Below are 21757 nucleotides of genomic sequence, written 5' to 3' on the forward strand. Positions count from 1 at the left end.
AAATAATGAATGTTTATTGACAATCAACAAAACAATTAATAAACAAGAATTAGAGTTGGAATTAAATGGATTTATGTACAGATATAACTATCAAAGAAGGCATTCTGCTTTAAATTATAATACCACTTTAGATAAACTGAAAAAAATCGTTAATTTGTTACCCGAATTATGAAGTATGACACTGCGGCAGGCAGGTGCTCGATTTGACTAGTAATTATTCACTTTGGTATTTTAGACAGTCCTATAATTAATGAAGCTGATGAATAAAAAATGGCAAACAGCGAAATATGTAATCTCAGATTTGATATCTGTTATTCTTTGCTGGCATTTTTTTTATTCATATTTTATTTTAAACAATACGCAGAGTGAGTTTTCATCATTCTTTTCATTAATCCAAAATTCCAACTATCTATATGGCTTAATTGGGTTTTCATTGATCTGGCTATTTCTATATACCATCATCGGTAATTACAGAAGAATATATCGTAAATCGAGATTAAGCGAATTGGGCCAGAGTTTAATTGTATCATTTATTTGGACATTCGCCTTACTTTTTTATTTTGATAATTTACCAATAGGAGCTAAATATCAGCCTACATTTATTTTGTTTTTAACACTTTGGTTGATATTTCTTGCGGTTAATTTTTTGCCCCGATTTTTTATTACCTCAATTACAGCCCATAAAATTCATAAACGTAAGATTGGGTTTAAAACCATCATAGTCGGTAATAATGGAAATGCGATTGAAATATATAAGGCACTTGAGAATCAAGAAAAATCAACCGGGAACATCATTGTTGGCTTTGTAAATGTAAAACAGGATATTGCATATAAAATAGAAGAATACACCCCTCATCTGGGAAATTATAAAGAACTGAATGAGATTATAAAAAAATACAATATTGAAGAAATTATTATCGCTATTGAAAGAAATGAGCAGGAAACAGTTGATAATATTATTTCCATCATCGAGGATGCTGATATTATAATTAAAATTATTCCCGTCATGCAGGATTTCTTGATTGGTGCAGTCAGGGTTTCTTCCATTTTTAATGCGCCATTGATTCAGATTTCCCCTATCTTGATGCCTGCTTGGCAGCAGTCAATCAAAAGAATATTTGATATCGTAGTCTCAATTTTGGCAATGGTTTTATTAATTCCTGTTTATATGTTTGCTGCCATTGGTGTAAAAATTTCTTCTAAAGGGCCAATTATATATTCTCAGGAACGAATTGGTTATAAGGGTCGTCCGTTTATAATGCGTAAATTCAGATCCATGTATCATGATGCTGAAAAAGACGGGCCACAACTTTCAAGTAAGATGGATAGCAGAATAACCAATTTTGGACGCTTTATTCGAAAAGTCCGAATTGATGAAATTCCTCAATTTTTCTCTGTTATTAAAGGAGAAATGTCGATTGTTGGCCCTCGTCCAGAAAGGCAATTTTATATTGATAAAATTATGGAGCGTTCGCCTCACTATCGTTTATTAATGAAAGTGCGACCGGGGATTACGTCTTGGGGGCAGGTCGAGTATGGGTACGCCTCAACGGTTGATGAAATGATTGAAAGATTGAAATATGATATCTTGTATATTGAAAATATGTCCTTAGCCGTTGACTTTCGGATATTAATTTATACGATATTGATTGTATTTCAGGGCAGAGGAAAATGAGAAGTGTTAAATGCTGCCATTTTCTATCATCATCACGATAAGTTCAATTAAGCTGTCCTCGCCTCTAGGGTCATATTTTTCTTTCAAATCATAACCAAATATTCGGGCAAATGCTTGATAAAAGAAAGCGGTAAAACCACCCCTGAGCTCTTTAACCAATTCAAAAGAACAATTTCCTGTTTCACGATCAATAAGCTTTATGAGAATTTTTCCTTGCGAAAAAGTCAACTGTTTTAAATCCTCGCCAAACTCATCCTTTAATTCTTGTTCGGCACGCTTTAGGATTTTTTTTTGTTCTTTCTCATCAGGAGTTTGTAAAAGAATATCGTTATATTCCTTCAGTTTTAAACCGGCAATCTTGGCATATGGATAAACTTTTTTAACATTTCTTATGAATCGGGTCATCTGCCGAAATTCATTTTTTTCAACAATTCGGTATGCCGATACATTAACTTCTTTTAGTTGAACAACAGGAATGGTATCTCCATTAACTATTTTCGCATAAGAAACTACTTTTTTATCTTGAGCCATTACCTGGCTCAAGTTAATTAGGACAAAAAATAGTATTAGGATATGTTTTCTCATGACTAGATCAAATCAATATTTGTGCCAACGGAAGATTTCTTTCTGTTATTAATTGAGATGTGAAAATACGAATGAGTCAGATTGAAAAAAATAACAGGGTCAAGCCACTTTTAATTTTGATAGATTGGCCTTTACAAATTGTTGTTTTGCGTAAGAAAGACTAACATTCAAACTTTTCACTGATTTCTTTGAAGGTAATTCAAACATAGCATCCGTTAATATTGCCTCTACTATAGAACGCAAACCCCTCGCTCCTAACTTAAATTCAATTGACTTATCAACAATAAAATCAAGAACTTCTTTATCAAAAGAAAGTTTGATGTCATCCATCTCAAATAATTTCACAAATTGTTTAACCAGTGCATTTTTGGGCTCGGTCAAAATTAGTCGGAGCGTGGCTCTCTCGAGCGGGTTTAAATGTGAAAGTACTGGTAACCTTCCAACAATTTCCGGAATAAGTCCAAATTTTTTAATGTCAGAAGGTGAAATGTACTGGAGTATCCGCTCTTTGTCAATATTGTCTTTTTCTTTGTCGGAACCATAGCCAATCATATTGGTATTTAAACGGGATCCAATAATTTTGTCGATTCCATGAAATGCGCCTCCGGCGATGAATAAAATATTTGTAGTGTCAATTTTAATCATTTTTTGCTCAGGGTGTTTTCTGCCACCTTGTGGAGGAACATTCACTTCCGAACCTTCAAGTAGTTTTAATAAAGCTTGTTGAACTCCTTCTCCCGAAACATCTCTGGTTATAGAAGGATTGTCGCTTTTTCGAGCTATTTTGTCAATCTCATCAATAAAAACGATGCCTTTTTCAGCAGCAGAAACATTGTAGTCGGCCACTTGAAGTAAACGAGTGAGTACATTTTCCACATCTTCTCCTACATATCCGGCTTCAGTTAATACTGTGGCGTCAGCAATGCAAAATGGAACATCCAGGAATTTGGCAATGGTTCTGGCCAAAAGCGTTTTTCCTGTTCCGGTATCTCCAACAATGAGGATGTTTGATTTTTCAATCTCAACTTCATCAATTTCGTCAACGGGTTGGGTAATCCTTTTATAATGGTTGTAAACTGCTACAGATAGGACTTTCTTTGCTTCGTCCTGTCCGATAACATATTTATCCAAATGAGCTTTAATTGCACTAGGTTTGCTAAGTTTAATCTCCGATAATTGATCATATTCTTTAGTAGAAAACTCCTCTCTAACGATCATCTGTGCTTGCTCAACACAATGATTGCAAATATGAGCATTCATACCTGCGATCAGAATTCCGCTTTCTTCTTTAAGTCTACCGCAAAACGAACATTTATCAGGCGAATGTTTAGCCATAATTAAATTTTCTTAGTTTTTGTTCTTAATCAATACTTCATCAATCATCCCATATTCCTTTGCTTCATCTGCAGTCATCCAATAATCACGATCCGAATCTTTCCAAATTTTGGCATATTTCTGACCACTATGCTTAGCAATGATATCGTACAATTCCTTTTTAAGCTTTTGAATTTCCCTTGCTGTAATTTCAATATCCGAAGCTTGCCCTTCTGCGCCACCCATCGGTTGATGAATTAAAATACGAGAGTGTTTTAAGGCTGTTCGTTTGCCTTTTTCGCCGGCACATAATAATACAGCTCCCATCGATGCTGCCATTCCGGTACAAATAGTTGCAATGTTAGATGAAATATACTGCATGGTGTCGTAAATGCCTAATCCGGCATAAACTGATCCCCCGGGTGTGTTAAGATAAATCTGGATGTCTTTTTTCGCATCAACAGATTCGAGAAATAATAACTGAGCTTGAATGATGTTGGCAACATAATCGTTAATTGGAACTCCCAGAAAAATGATCCTGTCCATCATCAACCTTGAAAAAACATCCATGGTGGCAATGTTCATTTGGCGTTCTTCAATGATGGTAGGAGAGATATAATTGCCATAAACAGAAGTATATCTTTCTAATGTAAGGCTGCTTATTCCGCGTTCTTTGAGCGCGTATTTTTTAAATTCGTTGGAATCCATAATCAATTTCTTATTTAATTTGTGTTGCTAATTTAACAAATTCTTCGTAATTGACTTCTTTCTTTACTTGCTTAATGTTCGATTTAAAGAAATCCAGAAGTTTTTTATCATAAAGCTGATCGTAAATTTTTCTGACTTCCTCCTTGTTTTCCATGATAGAATTAACGATGGTATTCATGCGTTCGTCATTTTCTTCAGAACTTGTCATGGTCATATTCATGAAATAACCTTTGATGTGATTTCTCACCTCTTCTTCTTTAACCTCTATACTATGTCCTTTAACAATTTTACTCTCGATCAACTGCCATTTTAATGATTTTATATAGCTATCGTATTGAAGTTCTAATTGTTCCGGCGTGACTTTACCCTGGTTATTTTCAAGCAACCATCTTTTCAGAAATTCATCAGGTACCGAAATATCTGCTTTTTCAATCAACATTTCAACCGCGTTGTTCATAAACTGACGATCGCTTTCTGACTGGAATGAGGTTTCAGCATCTTTTTTGATTCTTTCTTTCAACTGCTTTTCGTCCTCAATTTTATCCTGAGGATAAACTAATTTGAAAAAATCTTCATTCAGTTCAGCAAGTTCTGTTCTGTCGATTTCAGTAATGGTTAATTGAATGTCGTTTTTAAAATCTGCTGCTTCAGCGGTGTTTAACCCAAGTAAGGCTGCCACTTCAATATCACTTTTAAGTGCCTTAGCAGGATTAAAGATAATTTGATCGCCTTTTTTGGCACCAACAAATTTAGTCAAGGCAGTTTTTAATTTAATATTTTCGAGTTTTAGTTGAGATGAACCTTTTAATCCCCCTTCTATCACTATTCCTTTTGTATCAACTTCAACAAAATCACCAAATAATTTATCTGATTCTTCTGCGGTTTCAGGTTTGCTTGTTTTTCCGTTTCGACCTCTTAAGTCTGATAGATATTTGTTTACGATATCTTCATCGGCTTTAATATTATAATAATTCACTTTGAATTTATCATCGAGGCTGATTTCAAATTGAGGAGTCAAGCCGATATCAAAAAAGAACTCAAATTTTTCTTGAGTGTCAAAATTCAATTCAGTGGTTTTTTCTGTATTCGGCAAAGGATAACCTAAAATGTCAATTTTATTATCAATGATATACTGGTTGAGCGAATCAGAAATAAGTTTATTAACCTCTTCTGCTAAAACAGATTTCCCATACAATTTATTTATCATACCAAAAGGAACCTTTCCGGGACGAAATCCGGGGACATTGGCTTTTTTCTGATAATCTTTTAATAAGGTCTTAACTTTTTCCTGATAATCTTCTTTTAAGAGTTCAATCTTAATGATTGCTGTAAGATCGCTTGTGTTTTCCTGAGTAATGTTCATTGAAAATTTGTTTTTGAAATTGGAGGTGCAAAGATAAATATAAAAATGATGCTGATTGACTTTCAAATATTAAAAAAACCTTAGTGCCTTTTGGGACTAAGGTTTTTGATGTTGTGCGGATGAAGGGACTCGAACCCCCACGCCTCTCGGCACTAGATCCTAAGTCTAGCGCGGCTACCAATTACGCCACATCCGCATAGGTGGTCATTTTTTTGGTCTGCAAATGTAATATTTTTTTATTGAAAAAAAACTAATTTATTTCTGAATAATTAATGAATGATTTTGGATTGGAATTGTGTTTGTAAATTAGGCCCTAATCACTCAAGTTTCGCATATTATTTTTTTGAGCTCATATCTGATAGTCAATGAAATATAATTTAATTTTGACCTTTGTGTCACTTTGTGGCTTCTTTGTGGTTCTTAGTGGCATAGCTAATAAGTTGTTACACAGAGCTGCACAAAGAAGTCACAGAGATACACAAAGAGGATTTTTGAACAGGAATGGAATCTTTATTTAACTGTATATCAATGGTATTGATGTTCAATAAAAATTTAATTATTTGATTTTCACTAAATAGGTTTAACTGCGAAACTTGAGTTAATCATTTTTGCTTTTGATTCGGACATCCAATGCTTCACGCAAACTATTTCCTAGTAACATGAAAGCTAAAACCATCAACATGATTGCAATACCGGGCAATATTGCAAGGTAAGCAGAGTCCAAAATGATGTAGGCATAATTCTCTTTAATCATTGTTCCCCACGAAGGCATGGGTGGTTGTACGCCGATCCCCAGAAAACTTAATCCGGCTTCTATTAAAATTGCTGAGGCAAAATTGGCAGCTGAAATAACAATGATCGGACTCATAATATTGGGCAGGATATGATTGAAGATGATCCGGAAATTAGTAAACCCCAGGGCCCTTCCGGCCTCAACAAATTCTTTCTCTCTGATGGTGAGTATTTGCCCACGAACAATGCGGGCTACCTCAACCCACATGGTTAGTCCAACTGCGATGAAGACTTGCCAGAATCCTCTTCCCAATGCAAATGTAATGGCTATGACTAACAATAATGTTGGGATGGACCATACTACATTGATGAGCCAAACAATGAGATGATCGACCCATGAACGGAAAAATCCGGCCAATGAGCCCAATAAAATTCCAATAATCAAGGCGATAGAAACCGAAATGAACCCAACTGATAAGCTGACTCTTGCACCAATCATCAAACGACTTAGATAATCTCTGCCATAACGATCTGAACCTAAGATAAATATTTTTCGTTTCAGATTTTCGTTAACAATTAAATTTTGTAATTCTGCAATTGTCCTGTTTTTGAAAACCGAATCAACTGTTAAATATGAAACAGTTTGTTCCGATTCATTATAAGAATAGGTATCCGGTAAAATTGCATCATAAACGTCGGCTAATAAATAAAAATATTCCTGTAAATCACCTATCAAGTCTTGGGTGTATTCATCAGTAATAATTTGATCAGCTTCAAATCGATAGTTGGAGTAAGAAATGGCATCATGATTTGTTGATTGACCAAAAAGCATTCGATTGAAGATGTTATTTCTTTTATATGTTTTATTTTGGGTGATTAGCAAAATATTTACACTGGTTCCTGGTTTTAGTGCTGCTAATTCCAATGATTGTGCATTTGCAAAAGGGGTTGAGTCGGGTGTTATAAGATATCCAAGGATACTTATGAGTAAGATGAGCAAGATAAATATCATCGAACCTATCCCAATTTTATTTTGTAATAGTTTCTTCCATGCTAATTTAGACAGGGAAGTTCCTGATATGTATTCTCTTTTTTGAAATAACATTTTTTGAATAAAACGATTAATACAAATGTAGTTAAAAGGGCGGTTTAGGGTGTTTTATTGATAAAAAAATTGAATTAATTATTTTAATAAATGAAAATTATTATTGTATATTTGCACTCCTAAAAATGGTGATTGTAGCTCAGCTGGTTAGAGCACTGGATTGTGGTTCCGGGGGTCGTGGGTTCGAGTCCCATCATTCACCCAAGATTAAGAGAGTTCAATTTTGAGCTCTCTTTTTTATTCGTGAAACTCAGATTTCAAAAACAGCCTGTCCTGCAGTTTGTGCGGGATAGTGAATTGAAATCTGTAAGATGAACGAATCCCGATAGCGCAGCGTATCGGGATAAATGAGTTTAAAATGTCTGCGGATGGGATGTACTCCGATGCTTGCATCGTCAATAAAAAGAATTTCCAAATTGATACCTCGTCAGCTTGCTGCTAGGCAGTTCATTTTTTAATGGGACGAGAAGCCTGTCCGCCGGAGCTGCCGAAGGCAGAGAAGGAGGAAGTCCCATCATTCACCCAAGAGTAAGAGGGTTCAATTTTGAACTCTCTTTTTTATTTGATATAATTTATGGTTATCGAAACTCTCATTAAAGTCAGTATATGAATTTATTACAGAATTTTTGATAGTTCAACAAAACCTTATTTTTTTAAATTTTGAAATTATTTTTCCATAATAGGGTTACCTTTTGTGGTTTTATGGAATTAACTACAAAACTTAAAGATTAAATATCATGGCTTTCAATTACTATTTAGACAACGTAGGGTTCATCTCAAGAAATAGCATCAAGGAAATTATAAATAATCCGGAATATGGTTTTACAGGCTTTATGAGGAGAAACAGCGGAGAACCCGGAGCTTTTTGCTTCATTTCTTATCAACGAAAAACACTCAAACTTGATGTGATAACTCAATAGACCTAACATACTTACTTAGCAAAAAAAACCCGCCTATTCAGCGGGTTTTTTTTATTTAATCTTACTTTCAAATTTAGATTTAAAAACTTCCCATTTTTCTGATAAAAATTTATCTTCTGCAAAAAAGTGAACGATTGGATCAAAGTCCTTAGCCTCCATATAACCCGGAACAATGGTGATTAATTCCGATTTTTTATTCATAAAAACATAGGATGGGTATGACATCTGTCCGTTCAGCAATGCTTGAGCAAGCTGATGTGTTGGTCGGCCCCCTACGCCTTCATTGATAAATTTAGTGCCTTTAAACTCCACGGGTTCTTTTCCTTCAGCATTAAATTTAACGGCATAAAAATGTTCGTTCATGTATTCGGCTATATTCGGGTGAGAAAAAGTATTGGCATCCATCTTTTTGCACCATCCGCACCAATCAGTGTATACGTCGATAAATATTTTCTTTGGATTTTCGGTTTGAAGTTTAATTGCTTCTTCGAATGAATACCATTTAATTTTTTTATTGTCCAGATTTTGGGCGTAAATATTTACTGCAAAAAATAGGATGAATGTGAATGCGATTAGTTTTTTCATTTTAGCTGTTTTAGTTATGATTCGCGTGATCTGTCTATCTCCCGTTTCGAATCTTTTTGTTTTAAAGTTTCCCTTTTATCGTAAGTGTGTTTTCCTTTAGCCAGAGCAATTTCGAGCTTTGCCAAACCTCTGTCGTTTATAAATAATGAAACAGGAATAATGGTAAAGCCTTTTTCTTTCACTTTGGTGGAAAGTTTTTTTAACTCACGTTTATTCATTAATAATTTGCGATCTCGTTTTGGCTCATGATTGTTATAGGTTCCGAAAGAATATTCTGCAATGTGCATGTTTCGTACATAAAGTTCCAAATCATTGAAAGTACAATAAGCATCGGCAAGATTAGCTTTTCCCTCTCTGATCGATTTTATTTCGGTTCCGGTTAATTGAATTCCCGCAACAATTCGTTCAACCAGAAAGTATTCGAAACTGGCTCGCCTATTTTTAATCTTTATTGTATTATTCATTACCGTAAACTTGAAGCAAAGATAGTATTTATCGGATTTGTAAAATGCTAAAAAGGTGTTAAAAAACCCGATACCATTTTCATGGTACCGGGTTTTTTCTAAAGATTGTTGTAATGCTGATAATTCGATTTACTTAATATCACCTAATATTAAGGGCATCCCGTTTTTGCTATTTCCTATAACAACAATTTTTGTATTGGTCGATTCTGACAGTCTGAGGGTTGCTTCAATTCCTTTATCCATTAAAATTTTATCTGTAATACTTGCACTAAGAACCCTATTTGCAGTAGCCTTTCCTTCTGCTTCTATCCTCTGTCTTTCGGCCTCTTTCTGAGCAATCTGTAGTTTAAATTCATACTCTAATGATTCCTGCTCCTGCTTTAATTTTCCTTCAATGGCACTTTTGATTGTTGGTGGTAAAATGATTGAACGGATTAAAATCTGGTTTAACTGAACGTGTTTGCCATCTAATAGTTTTTTTGTTTCAATATAAATTTCATCCTGTATTACATCTCTTTTTGATGAATAAATTTGTTCAGGGGTATAACGACCAATTACACTTCGAGCCGAGGAACGTAAGGCTGGAATAACAACCCTGTTCAAATAATCGGTTCCTATATTTCCGTGCAAAAATCCCAATTCATTGTGCAATGGAAGATACCATGCCGATACATCAACCCTGATCTCTAGGCCGTTAGAGGATAGTACGTTGAGTTCTTCTGCAATCTCTTGTTGACGGGTTTCATAAATTATCATTTTGTTCCATGGTGATATTAAATGAAATCCTTCTCCATAAGTATTTTTCGTATCAATTCCTCCACTAAAAACACGGAAGAGGACTCCGCCGTGACCTGCATCGATATTGACTATCATTTTGCTTCCGAATACCATTAGCAGGATAACTGCAACCACGATGATCCCAACGGGGATAATTTTTTTTAAATTAATTTCTTCTTGTTGTGCCATAATATTTTAATTTATTGGTTAATATTTGATTTAAAGGTGAGCATGCACAAATTTACTAAATATTAATGAGTGTATTACATTTAATCGAACCCTGCCTTTAAAACTTCAGTGATAGGCCAGCCATAAAGTTAATTCCGGCCTGAGGAAAATAACCATCCATTGCATATTCTGCACCATCATAAAAATAACGATAAACCCAGGCATTGCTCTCGTATTTTTCATCAAAGATATTATTGACCATCAGTCGTGCGGTAATCCCTTTCATGAATTTTGTTTTAAATTCATATTCAAAATGAAGATTATTAATGAAATATGGGTCAAGGCATCTGGCAATATTCGCTGTATTATCAATATATTGTCGGCTAACATACTTTGAAATAAAACGAACTTGAAAAGCATCACTGGCTTTCAAACTAATTGTTGAACCTGCAACAATTGAAGGAGAAAAAGACAAATTAGAATTTCCATGATTCTCTGGAATCTGGGAGTAGGGTGGACTCCAATTATCAACATACGAAGTGAAATCTTTTATTTTATTTTCACTCAATGTAGCATTGAACTCCCAATTTATTTTTGAACTGATTTGAACACCTCCACTAATTTCGATCCCTGCACGATAGCTTTTGTCAACATTGGTTAAAATAGCAGCACCCACATCATTTATCTCTCCGGTTAATACTAGTTGATCATTGTAATTCATGAAATAAAAACTAGCATTAACCGATATTTTAGGTGTTTTATAGGCATAGCCCAATTCCCAATCGAGCAATCGTTCACTCCTGGGCTGATGGTTGACATCTGCATCGCGGTAATCGCTGCGACTTGGCTCCCGGTTTGAAATGGCGAATGAAGTATAAAGACTATGCTGTTTGTCAATTTCATAAAACAAGCCTGCTTTCGGGTTGAAGAAATTAAATTGATTTGATTGAGAGATATCCCGTAGGTCGTCATGAATGCCATTGATGTCGTAATTAATATTTCTAAACTGGATATCCCCGTAAAGATTTATTTTCTCACTAACTTGAAGAGTCGCTTTCCCAAATATATTAAAATCTGTTTTGTCTCCGGTATTCGAATACCAACGATGCCTGTAATCAGCATTGCTTGCAAATTTAGCCCAGATAATTTCACCAAAATGATCCCCTGTATATTTGTTCCATGCTCCACCAAGAATGGCATTCAGATTGTCTTTGCTGTAATTTAAGGAGTAAGTCAAACCATAAAAATTATTATCCAACCATTTTTGCTGAATCAGATCGGTTTCATCAATAATAGTTCCGTTGATTGAAATTGGTTCAAGCTGGTAATCACTAAAATCACGGTCTCCTTTAAATTGCTCATAATAACCTTCACCATGGGTAAAATGGAATGCCGTATTTAAAAGTAAGTTCGAATTGATTTTTTGTGAGAACAGTACCTGATAATGATCTTGCTGATAATTATCCGTTTCATTTTCATAAGTGTAAGAATTATAAGTCCGGTCGGTTTCAAGTTTTTCTTTTGGTACTCCGTTCCATGCCTGATAGGTTCTTTCTGCACCCGAAAACATATTGATTTTAACGATGCTTGATTTTCCATAAAAAGTTCCTGAAATAAAATAGGATTTCAGATCTGAAAAAGCACGATCAATATAGCCATCCGAAGTAATTTTTGAAACACGACCATCAAAGGTAAATTTGTCATTAATGAGACCTGAACCAAAGTTTAAATTGTTTTTAAAGGTGTTGAATGAACCGCCACTGCTGTTGATTTCAGCATAAGCTTCATCTTTCATATTTAATGTTTCGATGTTGATGCTTGCCCCAAATGCCGCGGATCCATTTGTAGAAGTACCAACTCCACGTTGAACCTGGATGCTTTCGACAGAACTTGAAAAATCGGGCATATTGACCCAAAATACGCCATGCGATTCAGGATCGTTGAGCGGAATTCCGTTCAGCGTTACATTAATACGTGTGATGTCTGTTCCCCGTATGCGAATTCCCGTATAACCAACTCCTGCTCCGGCATCTGAACTAATTACGGTCGATGGAATGGACTGTAGCATATAAGGGATATCTTGCCCCAGGTTTTTTTCTTCAATATCTTTTTTATCAACATTTGAAAAAGTGCTCGGACTTCGATCAGCAACCCGGGTTGCCAAAATAATTACTTCATCCTGTAGTACCGGATTGATTTCTAGTTCAAAATCATGACTTAGGTTTTCGGTAATCTTTAGCGTCTCCGAATGAGTTTTAAACCCGATGAATGAAATGAAAATTTGATAAGTTCCTGACGAGAGGTTTTTAATAGAAAACTCACCATTTGCATCCGTGACGGTTCTAAAATGCCCGTTTAAAGTAAGGTGCGCTCCGCTGAGTAATTCTTGATTGTTCTTATTTTTGATTTTTCCACTCAACGTAAATTGAGCAAACGTAAATGCCGGAATAAGCACCAGCAACAGTAAAATTTTGAATTTGTTTGTCATTTTATTGGTTTTTTGATGTTCATAAAAAACCAACAGAGGATAATTTAATTCGTTCACTTTTTCCCTACGCCAGCATTATCTGGATCAGGTTATACGAGTATGATCTCAGCCCTTTTTCAGGGCACCCCTATTGGAATAACTAATGCAAAGATATTAAATTAAATACAATCAAGTATTTAAACATATTATTTCAATAATTTTTATTCGTGAAACTAAATTTTTATAAGTGCTAGCGCTATAAAAATTCTAAGTTGAACGAATCCCGATAGCGCAGCGTATCGGGATGAATGAGACTAATACTCTGCCACTTGTGGTGAAAAAATTAAATACTATTCCAATTGATACCCCGTTGCTCTGCGGCGGGGAGTTTCATTTGGGCGCCTTTCGGGCTATCCGCTATATCTTTTATGCAAAATGGCATAAAAGGATGCCACTCCTATCCCGGGCGCGCTTCGCTAAAAAAACTCATGCATAAATCTCAATCTCAACCTCAATCCTTTAATAGATCACGATTTGTAATTTTTTGCCTATTCAAAATAAATATTCCATACTTTTGTGTATATGAAGATGATAATTATTAACGGGCCTAACTTAAACCTGCTTGGGAAGCGAGAGACAAGCATTTATGGTCAGGGCAATTTTGAAGATTATTTCAAACTACTAAAAGTCAAATACCCTCAGGTTCAACTCGAGTATTATCAATCCAATGTTGAAGGCGAAATTGTAAATAAATTGCACGAGGTGGGTTTTACTTATGATGGAATTGTTTTAAATGCGGCTGCATACACGCATACTTCCATAGCCATTGCCGATGCGGTAAAAGCCATAAGTACTCATGTTGTTGAAGTGCATATCTCCAATGTTTTTTCGCGCGAAGATTTTCGGCATGTTTCGATGATTGGCCCGGCAGTTAAAGGTTCAATAAGCGGGTTTGGTTTGGATTCTTATCGCTTGGCTATCGAAAGTTTTTTTAAATCTTAACTGGCAGAATTTCCGCTAAATATCTTTAAGCCAACAATTCCGGTAACAATAAATAGGATAAATATAATTTTTATCAAATCTTTCGATTCATCAAATAAGATCATACCAAGTATAACTGTACCAATTGCTCCGATGCCTGTCCAAACTGCATAAGCTACTCCAATTGGCAAGGTCTTTAGTGCCTGGGCAAGAAAATAAATACTGATGGCCATACCAATAGTTGTGATTACCGATGGCCATAATTTCGAAAAGCCATTTGAATATTTCAAAGCAATGGCCCAAACAATTTCAAAAATACCGGCTAAAAACAAATAGATCCAAGCCATTATTTCGAAAATTTATTTGAATGAAGTTGTGGAAAAAACTTCTTTCGCCATAAAAAATGATCGAAAGCAATATTCGAATTGTACATGCAACTCACCTTAACCTGATTAATTTGTCGGCGTTTCTGTTTCATCTTACTGAAATTTTTATAAAAACTAAAATGAGCCCTGACAACTGCCCAAGCATCAGCAATTCCACCTTGTACTAAAAATTTAAATGCTGCAACTGCATCTAAAAATAAGCGGGCAAGTATGGTCTTCAGAATTCGTTGCTTTGGTAAGTTTTTGTACATCAGGAAAAAATTATTCCTGAAATTGAAATATGTTTTACGGGAAGATGTTTTGGGCAAAGTACCACCTCCAACGTGAAAAATAATAGAATTTGGGCAATACATGATTTTATATCCTTCGTTTTTAAATCGCCAGCAAAGATCAATCTCTTCCATGTGCGCAAAAAAATCATCATCTAATCCGCCTAATTTGTGATACAAATCCGCTCGAACAAAAAAAGCTGCTCCTGAGGCCCAGAAAATTTCAATGGCATCGTTGTATTGCCCATTGTCTGTTTCGAGTGACTGAAAAATTCGTCCACGGCAAAATGGATAGCCGTATTTATCCAGAAATCCTCCGGCGGCACCTGCATATTCAAACTTTTCAGGTATGTGATATGATCTGATTTTGGGTTGACAAACTGCGATTTGCGAATCTTTCTTCATCATCTCTATAATCGGATTGATCCAATTTTCAGTTACTTCAATATCAGAGTTTAAAAGGATGTAAAATTCCGCATCTACTTGCTTTAAGGCTTCATTATAGCCTGTTGCGAAACCTCCATTCGTTTTATTCTGAATAATTCTGATCTCTGGAAATCCTGATTTTAGAACTTCAATAGAATCGTCGGTTGAAGCATTATCGGCAACAATAATCTCGGCATCATTACTACTATATTTGATTACAGTGGGTAGGAATTTTTTTAAAAATTCACGACCATTCCAGTTTAATATAACTACGGCTGTTTTTTTCAATTCGGTAAATTAGTTTAATTATTAGCTTCTTTTTTGTATTTCCATCGACGGTGCGACCATAACCAGTTATCTGGATGCTGAACTATGGAATTCTCTAGAAGTCGAATATATTCATCAATAATTTGATTTTCTGCGCATTGATTAGGGCTATCGGTTATTAGGTGAAGTTCAGCCTGATAATATCCTCGTTTTTTTCTTTGAACATCGAAATATATTACTGCAAGATCAAGTGCTTTCGCCATTTTTTCAATCCCGTCAAAAAATGGAGTTTCACGATTTAAAAAACCGGACCAATAATTTTGCTCGCTTTTAACCGGATTTTGATCTCCGGCCATTAAACTTGCAGTTGCTATGTTTTTATGGCGAAGCAGGGTGCGATAACTCAGTTTGAAATGAATAGGTTCAAATCCAAATCGTGAACGGATCGAGTTCATAAATTTATTAAAGAAAGGATCGTTTAATGGCTTGGCAGGCCCGAAAACTTTAAATTGAAATTGCGAAGCAAGCAATGGGCCTAGCCATTCCCAATTACCGCAATGCCCTATTGCTACCAGGATACTTCTATTCTGACTGTAAAGTTTGTTGAGTATCTCAGGGTTCATGATTTCAAAACGTTTATTCAATTCTTCGGCTGAAATTGTTTTAAGCTTGAGTATTTCAAAAAATAAGTCGGTTAAATTCCGATAGAATTTTTTGGAAATTTTTTTCCTTTCCTCAGCAGTTTTGTTTGGGAAGCAGAGTCTTAAATTTTCGGTGACTACTTTTTTTCTGTATCTAATAATATAATGAAGTACTAAATATAAAAAATACGATTTTATTTTTAGAATCCAAAAGGGCAGAAAGGAGATGATCCAAGACAGAAACAAAAAAAGTTTACGGAAAATTATCATAAGCTTAGTGAGCCTTAAAGATGTGTTTACAAAAATACGTTCTATTTTCGGAATTCATAAAGATGTACTAAAAATAATGCCATGAATACTATAGAAGTATTGATATAATGGTATTAAGAGTTGAATAAATGCGAAATCCTACTTCAATCTAAAAAGTTTTTTAAAAATATTTCGAGAATAAAAAATTATTGTACTTTTGCAGCGGAGAAATGGCAGAGCGGTCGAATGCGGCGGTCTTGAAAACCGTTGAGGGTAATACCTCCGGGGGTTCGAATCCCTCTTTCTCCGCAAAAAGTCTTTTAGTAGGTTTACACTAAAAGGCTTTTTTTATGTTCTTAACCCTGTATTTTCAATTATCAATATGCTTTCTGTATATTTTTGAAAAGTCAAATTTTCATTAGAACTAATCTTTAACCTGAGCTTTCGATTTAGTAATAACATCTAAGGCTTTAATGGCTAATTCATATTCTGGATTTAATTCAATGGCCTTTTTTTAATCTTTAATTGCCAGATCATATTTCTCCAGTTTCAAAGTATGGGCTGATAATATAATAATATTCAACCACTTGCATGGTTCCCAATATAAATCAATTAAAATTTTTTATAAGAAACTTGTTATTGACCAATCCTCGCCATATCTTTGTTCGCAATTTAACGAACAGAAATGGGAATAGAACCAAATATCGACAAGAATCAAGTTAAAATGGCAAGGTATGCCAAGGCATTGGGGCATCCTACCAGGGTTTTTATTCTCGATTTGCTTTCTAAGCAATCATGCTGTTATAGTGGCGATTTGAGTGAAGAGCTGAGTATTGCCAAATCTACCTTATCACAACATTTAAGTGAATTAAAGAATGCTGGCTTAATTCAGGGTGAAATAGAAGCTCCCAGAATTAAGTACTGTGTAAATAAAGAAAACTGGGCAGAAGCCAAATTATTATTAAAAGACTTCTTTAAAATCTAAAAAAAAATTGTCAAACATGTTCGTTGTTTTGCGAACTACTAAATGAAGTAATTATGATGGAAATTAAAGTTTTGGGCACGGGATGCCCAAAGTGTAAGGCTCTGGAAAAAGCCACAAAGGAAGCGGTTGAAAAAACCGGAATAAATGCCAATATTACCAAAGTAGAGGATATCGTTGAAATTATGCAATTTGGCGTAATGACTACACCTGCTTTGGTCATTGATGGTAAAGTCGTACTAAAAGGCAGGATTCCTTCTGTAGATGAATTAACACAATTAATAACTAAATAAATAATTAATCATGAAAAAAGCAATCAGTATTATTAGTCTTATGCTTTTTATTGGCGTTGTAGCTTTATCTGCACAAAACAATAATGAAGTAACTAAAAGTGACCAAACCCAAAACGTAAACCAGGTAAAAGCCTATTACTTTCATGCAAACACTCGTTGTGTAACCTGCAAGGCAGTTGAAGATGTTGCAAAGGAAGCAATTGAAGAATATTATGGCGACAAAGTATCTTATGTGGTAATTAATAGGGAAGAAGATAAAGATAATCCTTTATTGAAAAAGTATGAGATCAGTGGTCAAACACTGTTGATTGTAAAAGGAGAAAAAGCTGTGAATTTAACCAATGAAGCATTTTTAAATGCCCGTACAAATCCTGATAAGCTTAAAGGGAAAATAAAATCGACCATCGATTCAATGATGTAAATATGGAAGTATTGCAAAATTTTTTGGAAGCATCACAGTTTCCAATACTCACGGCATTTATTTTGGGGCTTATGACTTCAATAAGTCCCTGCCCTTTGGCAACCAATATTACGGCTATTGGGTTTCTTAGTAAGGATATTGCAAATCAGCGTAAGGTATTTATTAGCGGTTTAGTTTATACTTTAGGGCGTGCAATTACTTACACTGTTATTGGGCTGATCTTCTTTTTTGGTGCAAGCCAATTTAAATTCGCAGGTTTCTTTCAGGAATGGGGCGAAAAAATATTAGGTCCTCTACTGATCATTATCGGTTTATTTATGCTTGGAATTATAAAACTCAAAATTCCGGGTACTGGTTCATTAACTGAAATGATGGAAAAGAAATCGAATAGTGGTTTCTGGGGAGTACTTTTATTAGGGATGGTATTTGCGTTGGCATTCTGCCCATATAGTGGGGTACTTTATTTCGGAATGTTAATTCCCATGACCATTAGCAGTGCCAGTGGATTGTATTTACCTATTTTCTTTGCCATTGGAACAGGTGTTCCTGTTATCATTTTTGCCTGGTTAATCGCTTTCTCCGTAAGCTCAATTGGGGGGTTCTATAATAAAATGAAAACATTTGAACTCTGGTTTCGAAGGGTCATTGCAATACTTTTCATCGGAGTTGGCATTTATTATGTCATAACTGTATTCTTGTAATTTTTTTTGAAAACATTGTTCGTTTCTTTACGAACATTAAATCTTATTTAAAACTTTAAATTATAAATTCAACGTGGAAACTAAAAGAGAAATAAAAATATTATTTTGGATTGCTGTTATTTTTGGGATAGCATTTTTCCTACCCATCGATAGCACTCGGTTCAATACGGCCATTGCTGCCACACTCGATTTGGTGAAATGGTATGCTCGCGAACATGTCGTACTTTGTTTGCTGCCCGCATTTTTCATTGCAGGGGTAATATCCATTTTTGTAAGCCAGGGTTCAGTATTAAAATACTTTGGGGCCAATGCAAAAAAATGGCTGGCCTATACCGTTGCGGCGGTTTCGGGTACTATCCTTGCGGTTTGTTCATGCACCATTTTACCCCTATTTTCAAGCATACATAAACGAGGAGCCGGAATAGGCCCTGCAGTCGCGTTTTTATACTCTGGTCCGGCGATCAACATTTTGGCCATTATTTTAACCGCCCGTATTCTTGGGTTCGAAATGGGTGTTGCCCGTACCATTGGTGCAGTTTTGTTTAGTGTAGTCATCGGGATTACAATGTCTTTGATTTACCGGAAAGAAGAAAAAGTGAAAAAAGAACAGCAAATGAACATTGTAAATCCACCGGAGAAACGACCCATGTGGCAAACTTCGTTTCACTTCTTCACACTTGTATTGATCCTTGTTTTTGCCAACTGGGGCGCCCCTTCAGCAGGCGATACCTCAGGTACGTGGTTTCTTATCTGGAGCTACAAATGGTATATTACCGGATTCTTCGGGTTATTCCTGGCCTATTCTCTCATTTTTATCTTGAAAATAAAATGGCAATGGGTGATGGGAGCTATACTGGCAACAGGAGTTTCAGCATTTCTGGCAACAACGCTTATCGAAAATCAGAAATTGAGCCCATTAGTTCCGATGATTATTGGGATCGCTTCATTAAGTATCATTACGCTTTTCGATAAAAAAGATGAAGACAACAAAGAGTGGACACTCTCAACCTGGGGGTTTGCCAAACAAATCCTCCCGTTGCTAGCCGTTGGTGTTGTAACAGCAGGGTTCCTTCTGGGCTCAACGCACGATGGTCAGACCATTGCAGGAGTAATCCCCAATGAATGGATTTCGGCATTGGTCGGTGGGAATTCCATCTTCTCAAACTTATTTGCCTCGATAGTTGGTGCATTTATGTATTTTGCTACACTTACCGAAGTTCCCATTTTACAAGGATTGATTGCTTCGGGTATGGGAAAAGGCCCGGCACTTGCATTGTTATTGGCGGGCCCATCGCTCTCTTTGCCTAACATGCTGGTAATACGTGGAGTATTGGGAAATCAAAAAACTGGCATCTACGTGGCCTTAGTAGTAGTAATGGCTACTATATCAGGATTGCTATATGGTTACTTATTTTAAAATGAATACAGAAACGTATAATACCATTCCTTTAAATCTTGCACCCTTGCTGGGGGCACTATCGCACCCGGCAAGGTTGCAAATTATGCTGCACTTGTCAAAATTTAAAGGTTGCCAGGCAAATAGCATATCAAATAAATTACCGCTGGCAAAATCAACCGTTTCAGAACACCTGAACAAATTAAAAGAGGTCGGCTTAATTAGCTGTACCAATGAAGGGACCTGCTCCAATTACCGGATTAGTGAAGAGGGGTATGAGCTTTTAAAGATCTACTTTAATGAGTTTATTGGTGCTGTTGAACAGTGGCAAGGTAAACAAAACGTTTGTTCCATTGAAAATGATAATATTCAAAAAAACTGCACAAATTTATGAAATAGACTACCAATAACACTTCTATTCAGAAAGCTGTTAATTTGGAAATGAGATAATTTGAAAATGAGATACAAAATAATATTAGTAATTGGGTTGTTTTTGCTTTTCAATGAAGCGTATACTCAAACAATAAAAAGAATCACGGCTACTGAATTTCATAGCTTTCTGGAAGGTAAGGACAGAGACAAACTCACAATTATAGATGGTCGCGATAGTTCCATGTTTTATTCGGGGCACATCATGGGAGCAATTAATTTGAATGCTTTTGCCAAAAGTACCCAAACAAAACTGGCTGAATTTATAGATCAAGAACAACTAATTGTTTATTGCACAAATTATACCCGTACAGAAACACTCGTTGATTTGTTGTCGAAATCCGGTTATAATGGCGAAATAATTTTTGTAACCGATGGCATTACCGGATGGAAAAAAAATGGTTTTGATATTGTTTCCAATGATCCTGAAAAGGCTTCAAAACCAATGTCAAAAGTGCCTCAAGAATTGTTGCTTGGACTAAAGCCTATAGTACAGGTATTCGGAACAGCTTCATATGATATTGAAAATAATCTTTACAATTATAGTTTTGGCCGTGCCCATCTGGGATTCCAATACCAGTTTAATGAAAAATGGAGTGCGAAAATCATCATTGACCGGGGCAGGGCAACTACAGTCGGTGAAATAACTGTGAGCAATTCTTCAGGAGAAATTTTTAACGTAAAGAATACGTCATCGGAAGGGGCCTTTAACACCATGTTCCTGAAATTTGCCAGCCTGCAATGGAAACTTAACAACAAACTTACACTTGAAGGGGGTGCAATCCTTCAAAATCATTACATGACCCAGGAACAGTTTTGGGGATTCCGTTATGTGGCACAGACCTTTCAAGATTTATACTGGAACATTCCGAGTAGCGATCTGGGCTTTATCGTTTACTATAAGCTAAGCGAGGTGTTCTCTGTTGATGCAGCGCTTACAAACGGCGAAGGGCCACGGAAAATTCAGGATAGCTTCGGGAAGGTAAAAATATCGGGAGGAATAACTATTGATCCCTCGGAAAAATTACGGGCCAGATTGTATTACCACAATCGCAAGTCGGGCCGGCCGGATTTAATAACAGAACAAATGTATTCCGTTTTCATTGGTTACAAACCATTGACAAAATTTCGTTTTGGTGGAGAGTTTAATTACATGGAAAACCTTAATAACATAAATAGCCTTAACAGTTATGGTTTTTCGTTTTACTCAACATATCGACTGACAGCCAAAACAGAATTTTTTGCACGTTTTGACCGGATATTTAATGAGGCTCCTGATAACTTCAACACAGATGCTAATAGAAATGGTTGCACGATTATGGGAGGCATTTCACATTCGCCCGTAAAAGGGGTTAATATTTCATTGAATTACCAGGGATGGCTGCCCAATGCAACTGAAATTCAGAATGTGAACAACATTTTGCTCAGTATGGAATATAAATTTTAAGACAAA

General features: G+C 35.7%; 22 protein-coding genes, 3 tRNA genes and 1 riboswitch. Of the genes, 12 read left to right on the forward strand and 13 right to left on the reverse strand.

Features of this window, described 5'->3' with window-relative positions; all coding sequences use genetic code 11:
- Positions 1-259 precede the first annotated feature (259 nt).
- Positions 260-1675: a sugar transferase gene (locus KKG99_12595; protein ID MBU1013836.1), complete on the forward strand. Its 1416-nt coding sequence runs from the start codon at positions 260-262 to the stop codon at positions 1673-1675.
- 6 nt (positions 1676-1681) lie between these two features.
- On the opposite strand, the gene KKG99_12600 is transcribed toward KKG99_12595, so the two are convergent.
- The 6 genes from KKG99_12600 to KKG99_12625 all read right to left on the reverse strand — a co-directional run bounded on the left by KKG99_12600 (position 1682) and on the right by KKG99_12625 (position 7482).
- Positions 1682-2206 (reverse strand): DUF4294 domain-containing protein, encoded by a 525-nt coding sequence (locus tag KKG99_12600; GenBank protein ID MBU1013837.1) that lies wholly within the window; start codon positions 2204-2206, stop codon positions 1682-1684.
- Between the two features lie 153 nt (positions 2207-2359).
- On the reverse strand, positions 2360-3595 hold the full coding sequence (gene clpX / locus KKG99_12605; GenBank protein MBU1013838.1) for an ATP-dependent Clp protease ATP-binding subunit ClpX: 1236 nt from the start codon (positions 3593-3595) through the stop codon (positions 2360-2362).
- Between the two features lie 12 nt (positions 3596-3607).
- A complete protein-coding gene (gene clpP / locus KKG99_12610) occupies positions 3608-4282 on the reverse strand; it encodes an ATP-dependent Clp endopeptidase proteolytic subunit ClpP (protein MBU1013839.1) in 675 nt (224 codons plus the stop codon).
- A 10-nt stretch (positions 4283-4292) separates the two neighbouring features.
- Positions 4293-5645, reverse strand: coding sequence for a trigger factor (gene tig, locus KKG99_12615; GenBank protein ID MBU1013840.1), 1353 nt, complete (start codon positions 5643-5645; stop codon positions 4293-4295).
- A 114-nt stretch (positions 5646-5759) separates the two neighbouring features.
- Positions 5760-5841 (reverse strand) — tRNA-Leu (locus KKG99_12620).
- Between the two features lie 402 nt (positions 5842-6243).
- Complete coding sequence (locus tag KKG99_12625) at positions 6244-7482, reverse strand: ABC transporter permease (protein ID MBU1013841.1); 1239 nt, start codon at positions 7480-7482, stop codon at positions 6244-6246.
- Positions 7483-7609: 127 nt separating this feature from the next.
- Between KKG99_12625 and KKG99_12630 the strand changes: the two genes are divergently transcribed.
- Both KKG99_12630 and KKG99_12635 read left to right on the forward strand, forming a co-directional pair.
- A tRNA-His gene (locus tag KKG99_12630) sits at positions 7610-7685 on the forward strand.
- A gap of 534 nt (positions 7686-8219) precedes the next feature.
- Positions 8220-8402 (forward strand): hypothetical protein, encoded by a 183-nt coding sequence (locus tag KKG99_12635; protein MBU1013842.1) that lies wholly within the window; start codon positions 8220-8222, stop codon positions 8400-8402.
- A gap of 51 nt (positions 8403-8453) precedes the next feature.
- Here the strand turns inward: KKG99_12635 and KKG99_12640 are convergent, their stop codons facing one another.
- From KKG99_12640 to KKG99_12655, 4 genes are all read right to left on the reverse strand, one after another.
- On the reverse strand, positions 8454-8987 hold the full coding sequence (locus KKG99_12640; protein MBU1013843.1) for a DUF255 domain-containing protein: 534 nt from the start codon (positions 8985-8987) through the stop codon (positions 8454-8456).
- Positions 8988-9001: 14 nt separating this feature from the next.
- The gene (gene smpB / locus KKG99_12645) at positions 9002-9451 is read right to left on the reverse strand and encodes an SsrA-binding protein SmpB (GenBank protein ID MBU1013844.1); all 450 of its coding nucleotides are present in this window, start codon (positions 9449-9451) and stop codon (positions 9002-9004) included.
- 129 nt (positions 9452-9580) lie between these two features.
- A complete protein-coding gene (locus tag KKG99_12650; GenBank protein MBU1013845.1) occupies positions 9581-10417 on the reverse strand; it encodes a prohibitin family protein in 837 nt (278 codons plus the stop codon).
- Between the two features lie 97 nt (positions 10418-10514).
- Positions 10515-12884 (reverse strand): TonB-dependent receptor, encoded by a 2370-nt coding sequence (locus KKG99_12655; protein ID MBU1013846.1) that lies wholly within the window; start codon positions 12882-12884, stop codon positions 10515-10517.
- 44 nt (positions 12885-12928) lie between these two features.
- Positions 12929-13023, reverse strand: a riboswitch (TPP riboswitch).
- A 422-nt stretch (positions 13024-13445) separates the two neighbouring features.
- Here KKG99_12655 and KKG99_12660 point away from each other — a divergent pair.
- Entirely contained in the window at positions 13446-13865 is a 420-nt protein-coding gene (locus KKG99_12660; protein MBU1013847.1) for a 3-dehydroquinate dehydratase, read from the forward strand.
- On the opposite strand, the gene KKG99_12665 is transcribed toward KKG99_12660, so the two are convergent.
- The 3 genes from KKG99_12665 to KKG99_12675 are packed head-to-tail and all read right to left on the reverse strand — an operon-like array spanning position 13862 to position 16103.
- Positions 13862-14191 carry a multidrug efflux SMR transporter gene (locus KKG99_12665; GenBank protein ID MBU1013848.1) on the reverse strand — a complete coding sequence of 110 codons (330 nt, stop codon included), beginning with the start codon at positions 14189-14191 and terminating at the stop codon, positions 13862-13864. The two genes, KKG99_12660 and KKG99_12665, sit on opposite strands and share 4 nt — an antisense overlap.
- Positions 14191-15213: a glycosyltransferase family 2 protein gene (locus KKG99_12670; GenBank protein MBU1013849.1), complete on the reverse strand. Its 1023-nt coding sequence runs from the start codon at positions 15211-15213 to the stop codon at positions 14191-14193. Before KKG99_12670 ends, KKG99_12665 begins: the two co-directional genes overlap by 1 nt.
- Before the next feature lie 14 nt (positions 15214-15227).
- Positions 15228-16103: a lysophospholipid acyltransferase family protein gene (locus tag KKG99_12675; GenBank protein MBU1013850.1), complete on the reverse strand. Its 876-nt coding sequence runs from the start codon at positions 16101-16103 to the stop codon at positions 15228-15230.
- Between the two features lie 203 nt (positions 16104-16306).
- Between KKG99_12675 and KKG99_12680 the strand changes: the two genes are divergently transcribed.
- The 8 genes from KKG99_12680 to KKG99_12715 all read left to right on the forward strand — a co-directional run bounded on the left by KKG99_12680 (position 16307) and on the right by KKG99_12715 (position 21751).
- A tRNA-Ser gene (locus KKG99_12680) sits at positions 16307-16391 on the forward strand.
- A 376-nt stretch (positions 16392-16767) separates the two neighbouring features.
- Positions 16768-17067: a metalloregulator ArsR/SmtB family transcription factor gene (locus KKG99_12685; GenBank protein MBU1013851.1), complete on the forward strand. Its 300-nt coding sequence runs from the start codon at positions 16768-16770 to the stop codon at positions 17065-17067.
- A gap of 56 nt (positions 17068-17123) precedes the next feature.
- On the forward strand, positions 17124-17357 hold the full coding sequence (locus KKG99_12690; GenBank protein ID MBU1013852.1) for a TM0996/MTH895 family glutaredoxin-like protein: 234 nt from the start codon (positions 17124-17126) through the stop codon (positions 17355-17357).
- Positions 17358-17367: 10 nt separating this feature from the next.
- Positions 17368-17778, forward strand: a complete 411-nt coding sequence (locus KKG99_12695; GenBank protein ID MBU1013853.1) for a hypothetical protein — start codon at positions 17368-17370, stop codon at positions 17776-17778.
- Between the two features lie 2 nt (positions 17779-17780).
- Complete coding sequence (locus KKG99_12700; protein ID MBU1013854.1) at positions 17781-18479, forward strand: sulfite exporter TauE/SafE family protein; 699 nt, start codon at positions 17781-17783, stop codon at positions 18477-18479.
- Between the two features lie 73 nt (positions 18480-18552).
- Positions 18553-19896 carry a permease gene (locus KKG99_12705; protein ID MBU1013855.1) on the forward strand — a complete coding sequence of 448 codons (1344 nt, stop codon included), beginning with the start codon at positions 18553-18555 and terminating at the stop codon, positions 19894-19896.
- A 1-nt stretch (position 19897) separates the two neighbouring features.
- Entirely contained in the window at positions 19898-20269 is a 372-nt protein-coding gene (locus KKG99_12710; protein ID MBU1013856.1) for a metalloregulator ArsR/SmtB family transcription factor, read from the forward strand.
- A gap of 63 nt (positions 20270-20332) precedes the next feature.
- Positions 20333-21751, forward strand: a complete 1419-nt coding sequence (locus KKG99_12715) for a rhodanese-like domain-containing protein (protein ID MBU1013857.1) — start codon at positions 20333-20335, stop codon at positions 21749-21751.
- Positions 21752-21757 lie beyond the last annotated feature (6 nt).

The sequence above is a fragment of the Bacteroidota bacterium genome (assembly GCA_018816945.1).
Taxonomy (GTDB): domain Bacteria; phylum Bacteroidota; class Bacteroidia; order Bacteroidales.

Excerpts from the sequence above, each read along its gene's own strand:
- KKG99_12595 (MBU1013836.1), top strand. The coding sequence starts at position 260 with ATGAATAAAAAATGGCAAACAGCGAAATATGTAATCTCAGATTTGATA.
- KKG99_12600 (MBU1013837.1), bottom strand. The coding sequence starts at position 2,206 with ATGGCTCAAGATAAAAAAGTAGTTTCTTATGCGAAAATAGTTAATGGA.
- clpX (MBU1013838.1), bottom strand. The coding sequence starts at position 3,595 with ATGGCTAAACATTCGCCTGATAAATGTTCGTTTTGCGGTAGACTTAAA.
- clpP (MBU1013839.1), bottom strand. The coding sequence starts at position 4,282 with ATGGATTCCAACGAATTTAAAAAATACGCGCTCAAAGAACGCGGAATA.
- tig (MBU1013840.1), bottom strand. The coding sequence starts at position 5,645 with ATGAACATTACTCAGGAAAACACAAGCGATCTTACAGCAATCATTAAG.
- KKG99_12625 (MBU1013841.1), bottom strand. The coding sequence starts at position 7,482 with ATGTTATTTCAAAAAAGAGAATACATATCAGGAACTTCCCTGTCTAAA.
- KKG99_12635 (MBU1013842.1), top strand. The coding sequence starts at position 8,220 with ATGGCTTTCAATTACTATTTAGACAACGTAGGGTTCATCTCAAGAAAT.
- KKG99_12640 (MBU1013843.1), bottom strand. The coding sequence starts at position 8,987 with ATGAAAAAACTAATCGCATTCACATTCATCCTATTTTTTGCAGTAAAT.
- smpB (MBU1013844.1), bottom strand. The coding sequence starts at position 9,451 with ATGAATAATACAATAAAGATTAAAAATAGGCGAGCCAGTTTCGAATAC.
- KKG99_12650 (MBU1013845.1), bottom strand. The coding sequence starts at position 10,417 with ATGGCACAACAAGAAGAAATTAATTTAAAAAAAATTATCCCCGTTGGG.
- KKG99_12655 (MBU1013846.1), bottom strand. The coding sequence starts at position 12,884 with ATGACAAACAAATTCAAAATTTTACTGTTGCTGGTGCTTATTCCGGCA.
- KKG99_12660 (MBU1013847.1), top strand. The coding sequence starts at position 13,446 with ATGAAGATGATAATTATTAACGGGCCTAACTTAAACCTGCTTGGGAAG.
- KKG99_12665 (MBU1013848.1), bottom strand. The coding sequence starts at position 14,191 with ATGGCTTGGATCTATTTGTTTTTAGCCGGTATTTTTGAAATTGTTTGG.
- KKG99_12675 (MBU1013850.1), bottom strand. The coding sequence starts at position 16,103 with ATGATAATTTTCCGTAAACTTTTTTTGTTTCTGTCTTGGATCATCTCC.
- KKG99_12685 (MBU1013851.1), top strand. The coding sequence starts at position 16,768 with ATGGGAATAGAACCAAATATCGACAAGAATCAAGTTAAAATGGCAAGG.
- KKG99_12690 (MBU1013852.1), top strand. The coding sequence starts at position 17,124 with ATGGAAATTAAAGTTTTGGGCACGGGATGCCCAAAGTGTAAGGCTCTG.
- KKG99_12695 (MBU1013853.1), top strand. The coding sequence starts at position 17,368 with ATGAAAAAAGCAATCAGTATTATTAGTCTTATGCTTTTTATTGGCGTT.
- KKG99_12700 (MBU1013854.1), top strand. The coding sequence starts at position 17,781 with ATGGAAGTATTGCAAAATTTTTTGGAAGCATCACAGTTTCCAATACTC.
- KKG99_12710 (MBU1013856.1), top strand. The coding sequence starts at position 19,898 with ATGAATACAGAAACGTATAATACCATTCCTTTAAATCTTGCACCCTTG.
- KKG99_12715 (MBU1013857.1), top strand. The coding sequence starts at position 20,333 with ATGAGATACAAAATAATATTAGTAATTGGGTTGTTTTTGCTTTTCAAT.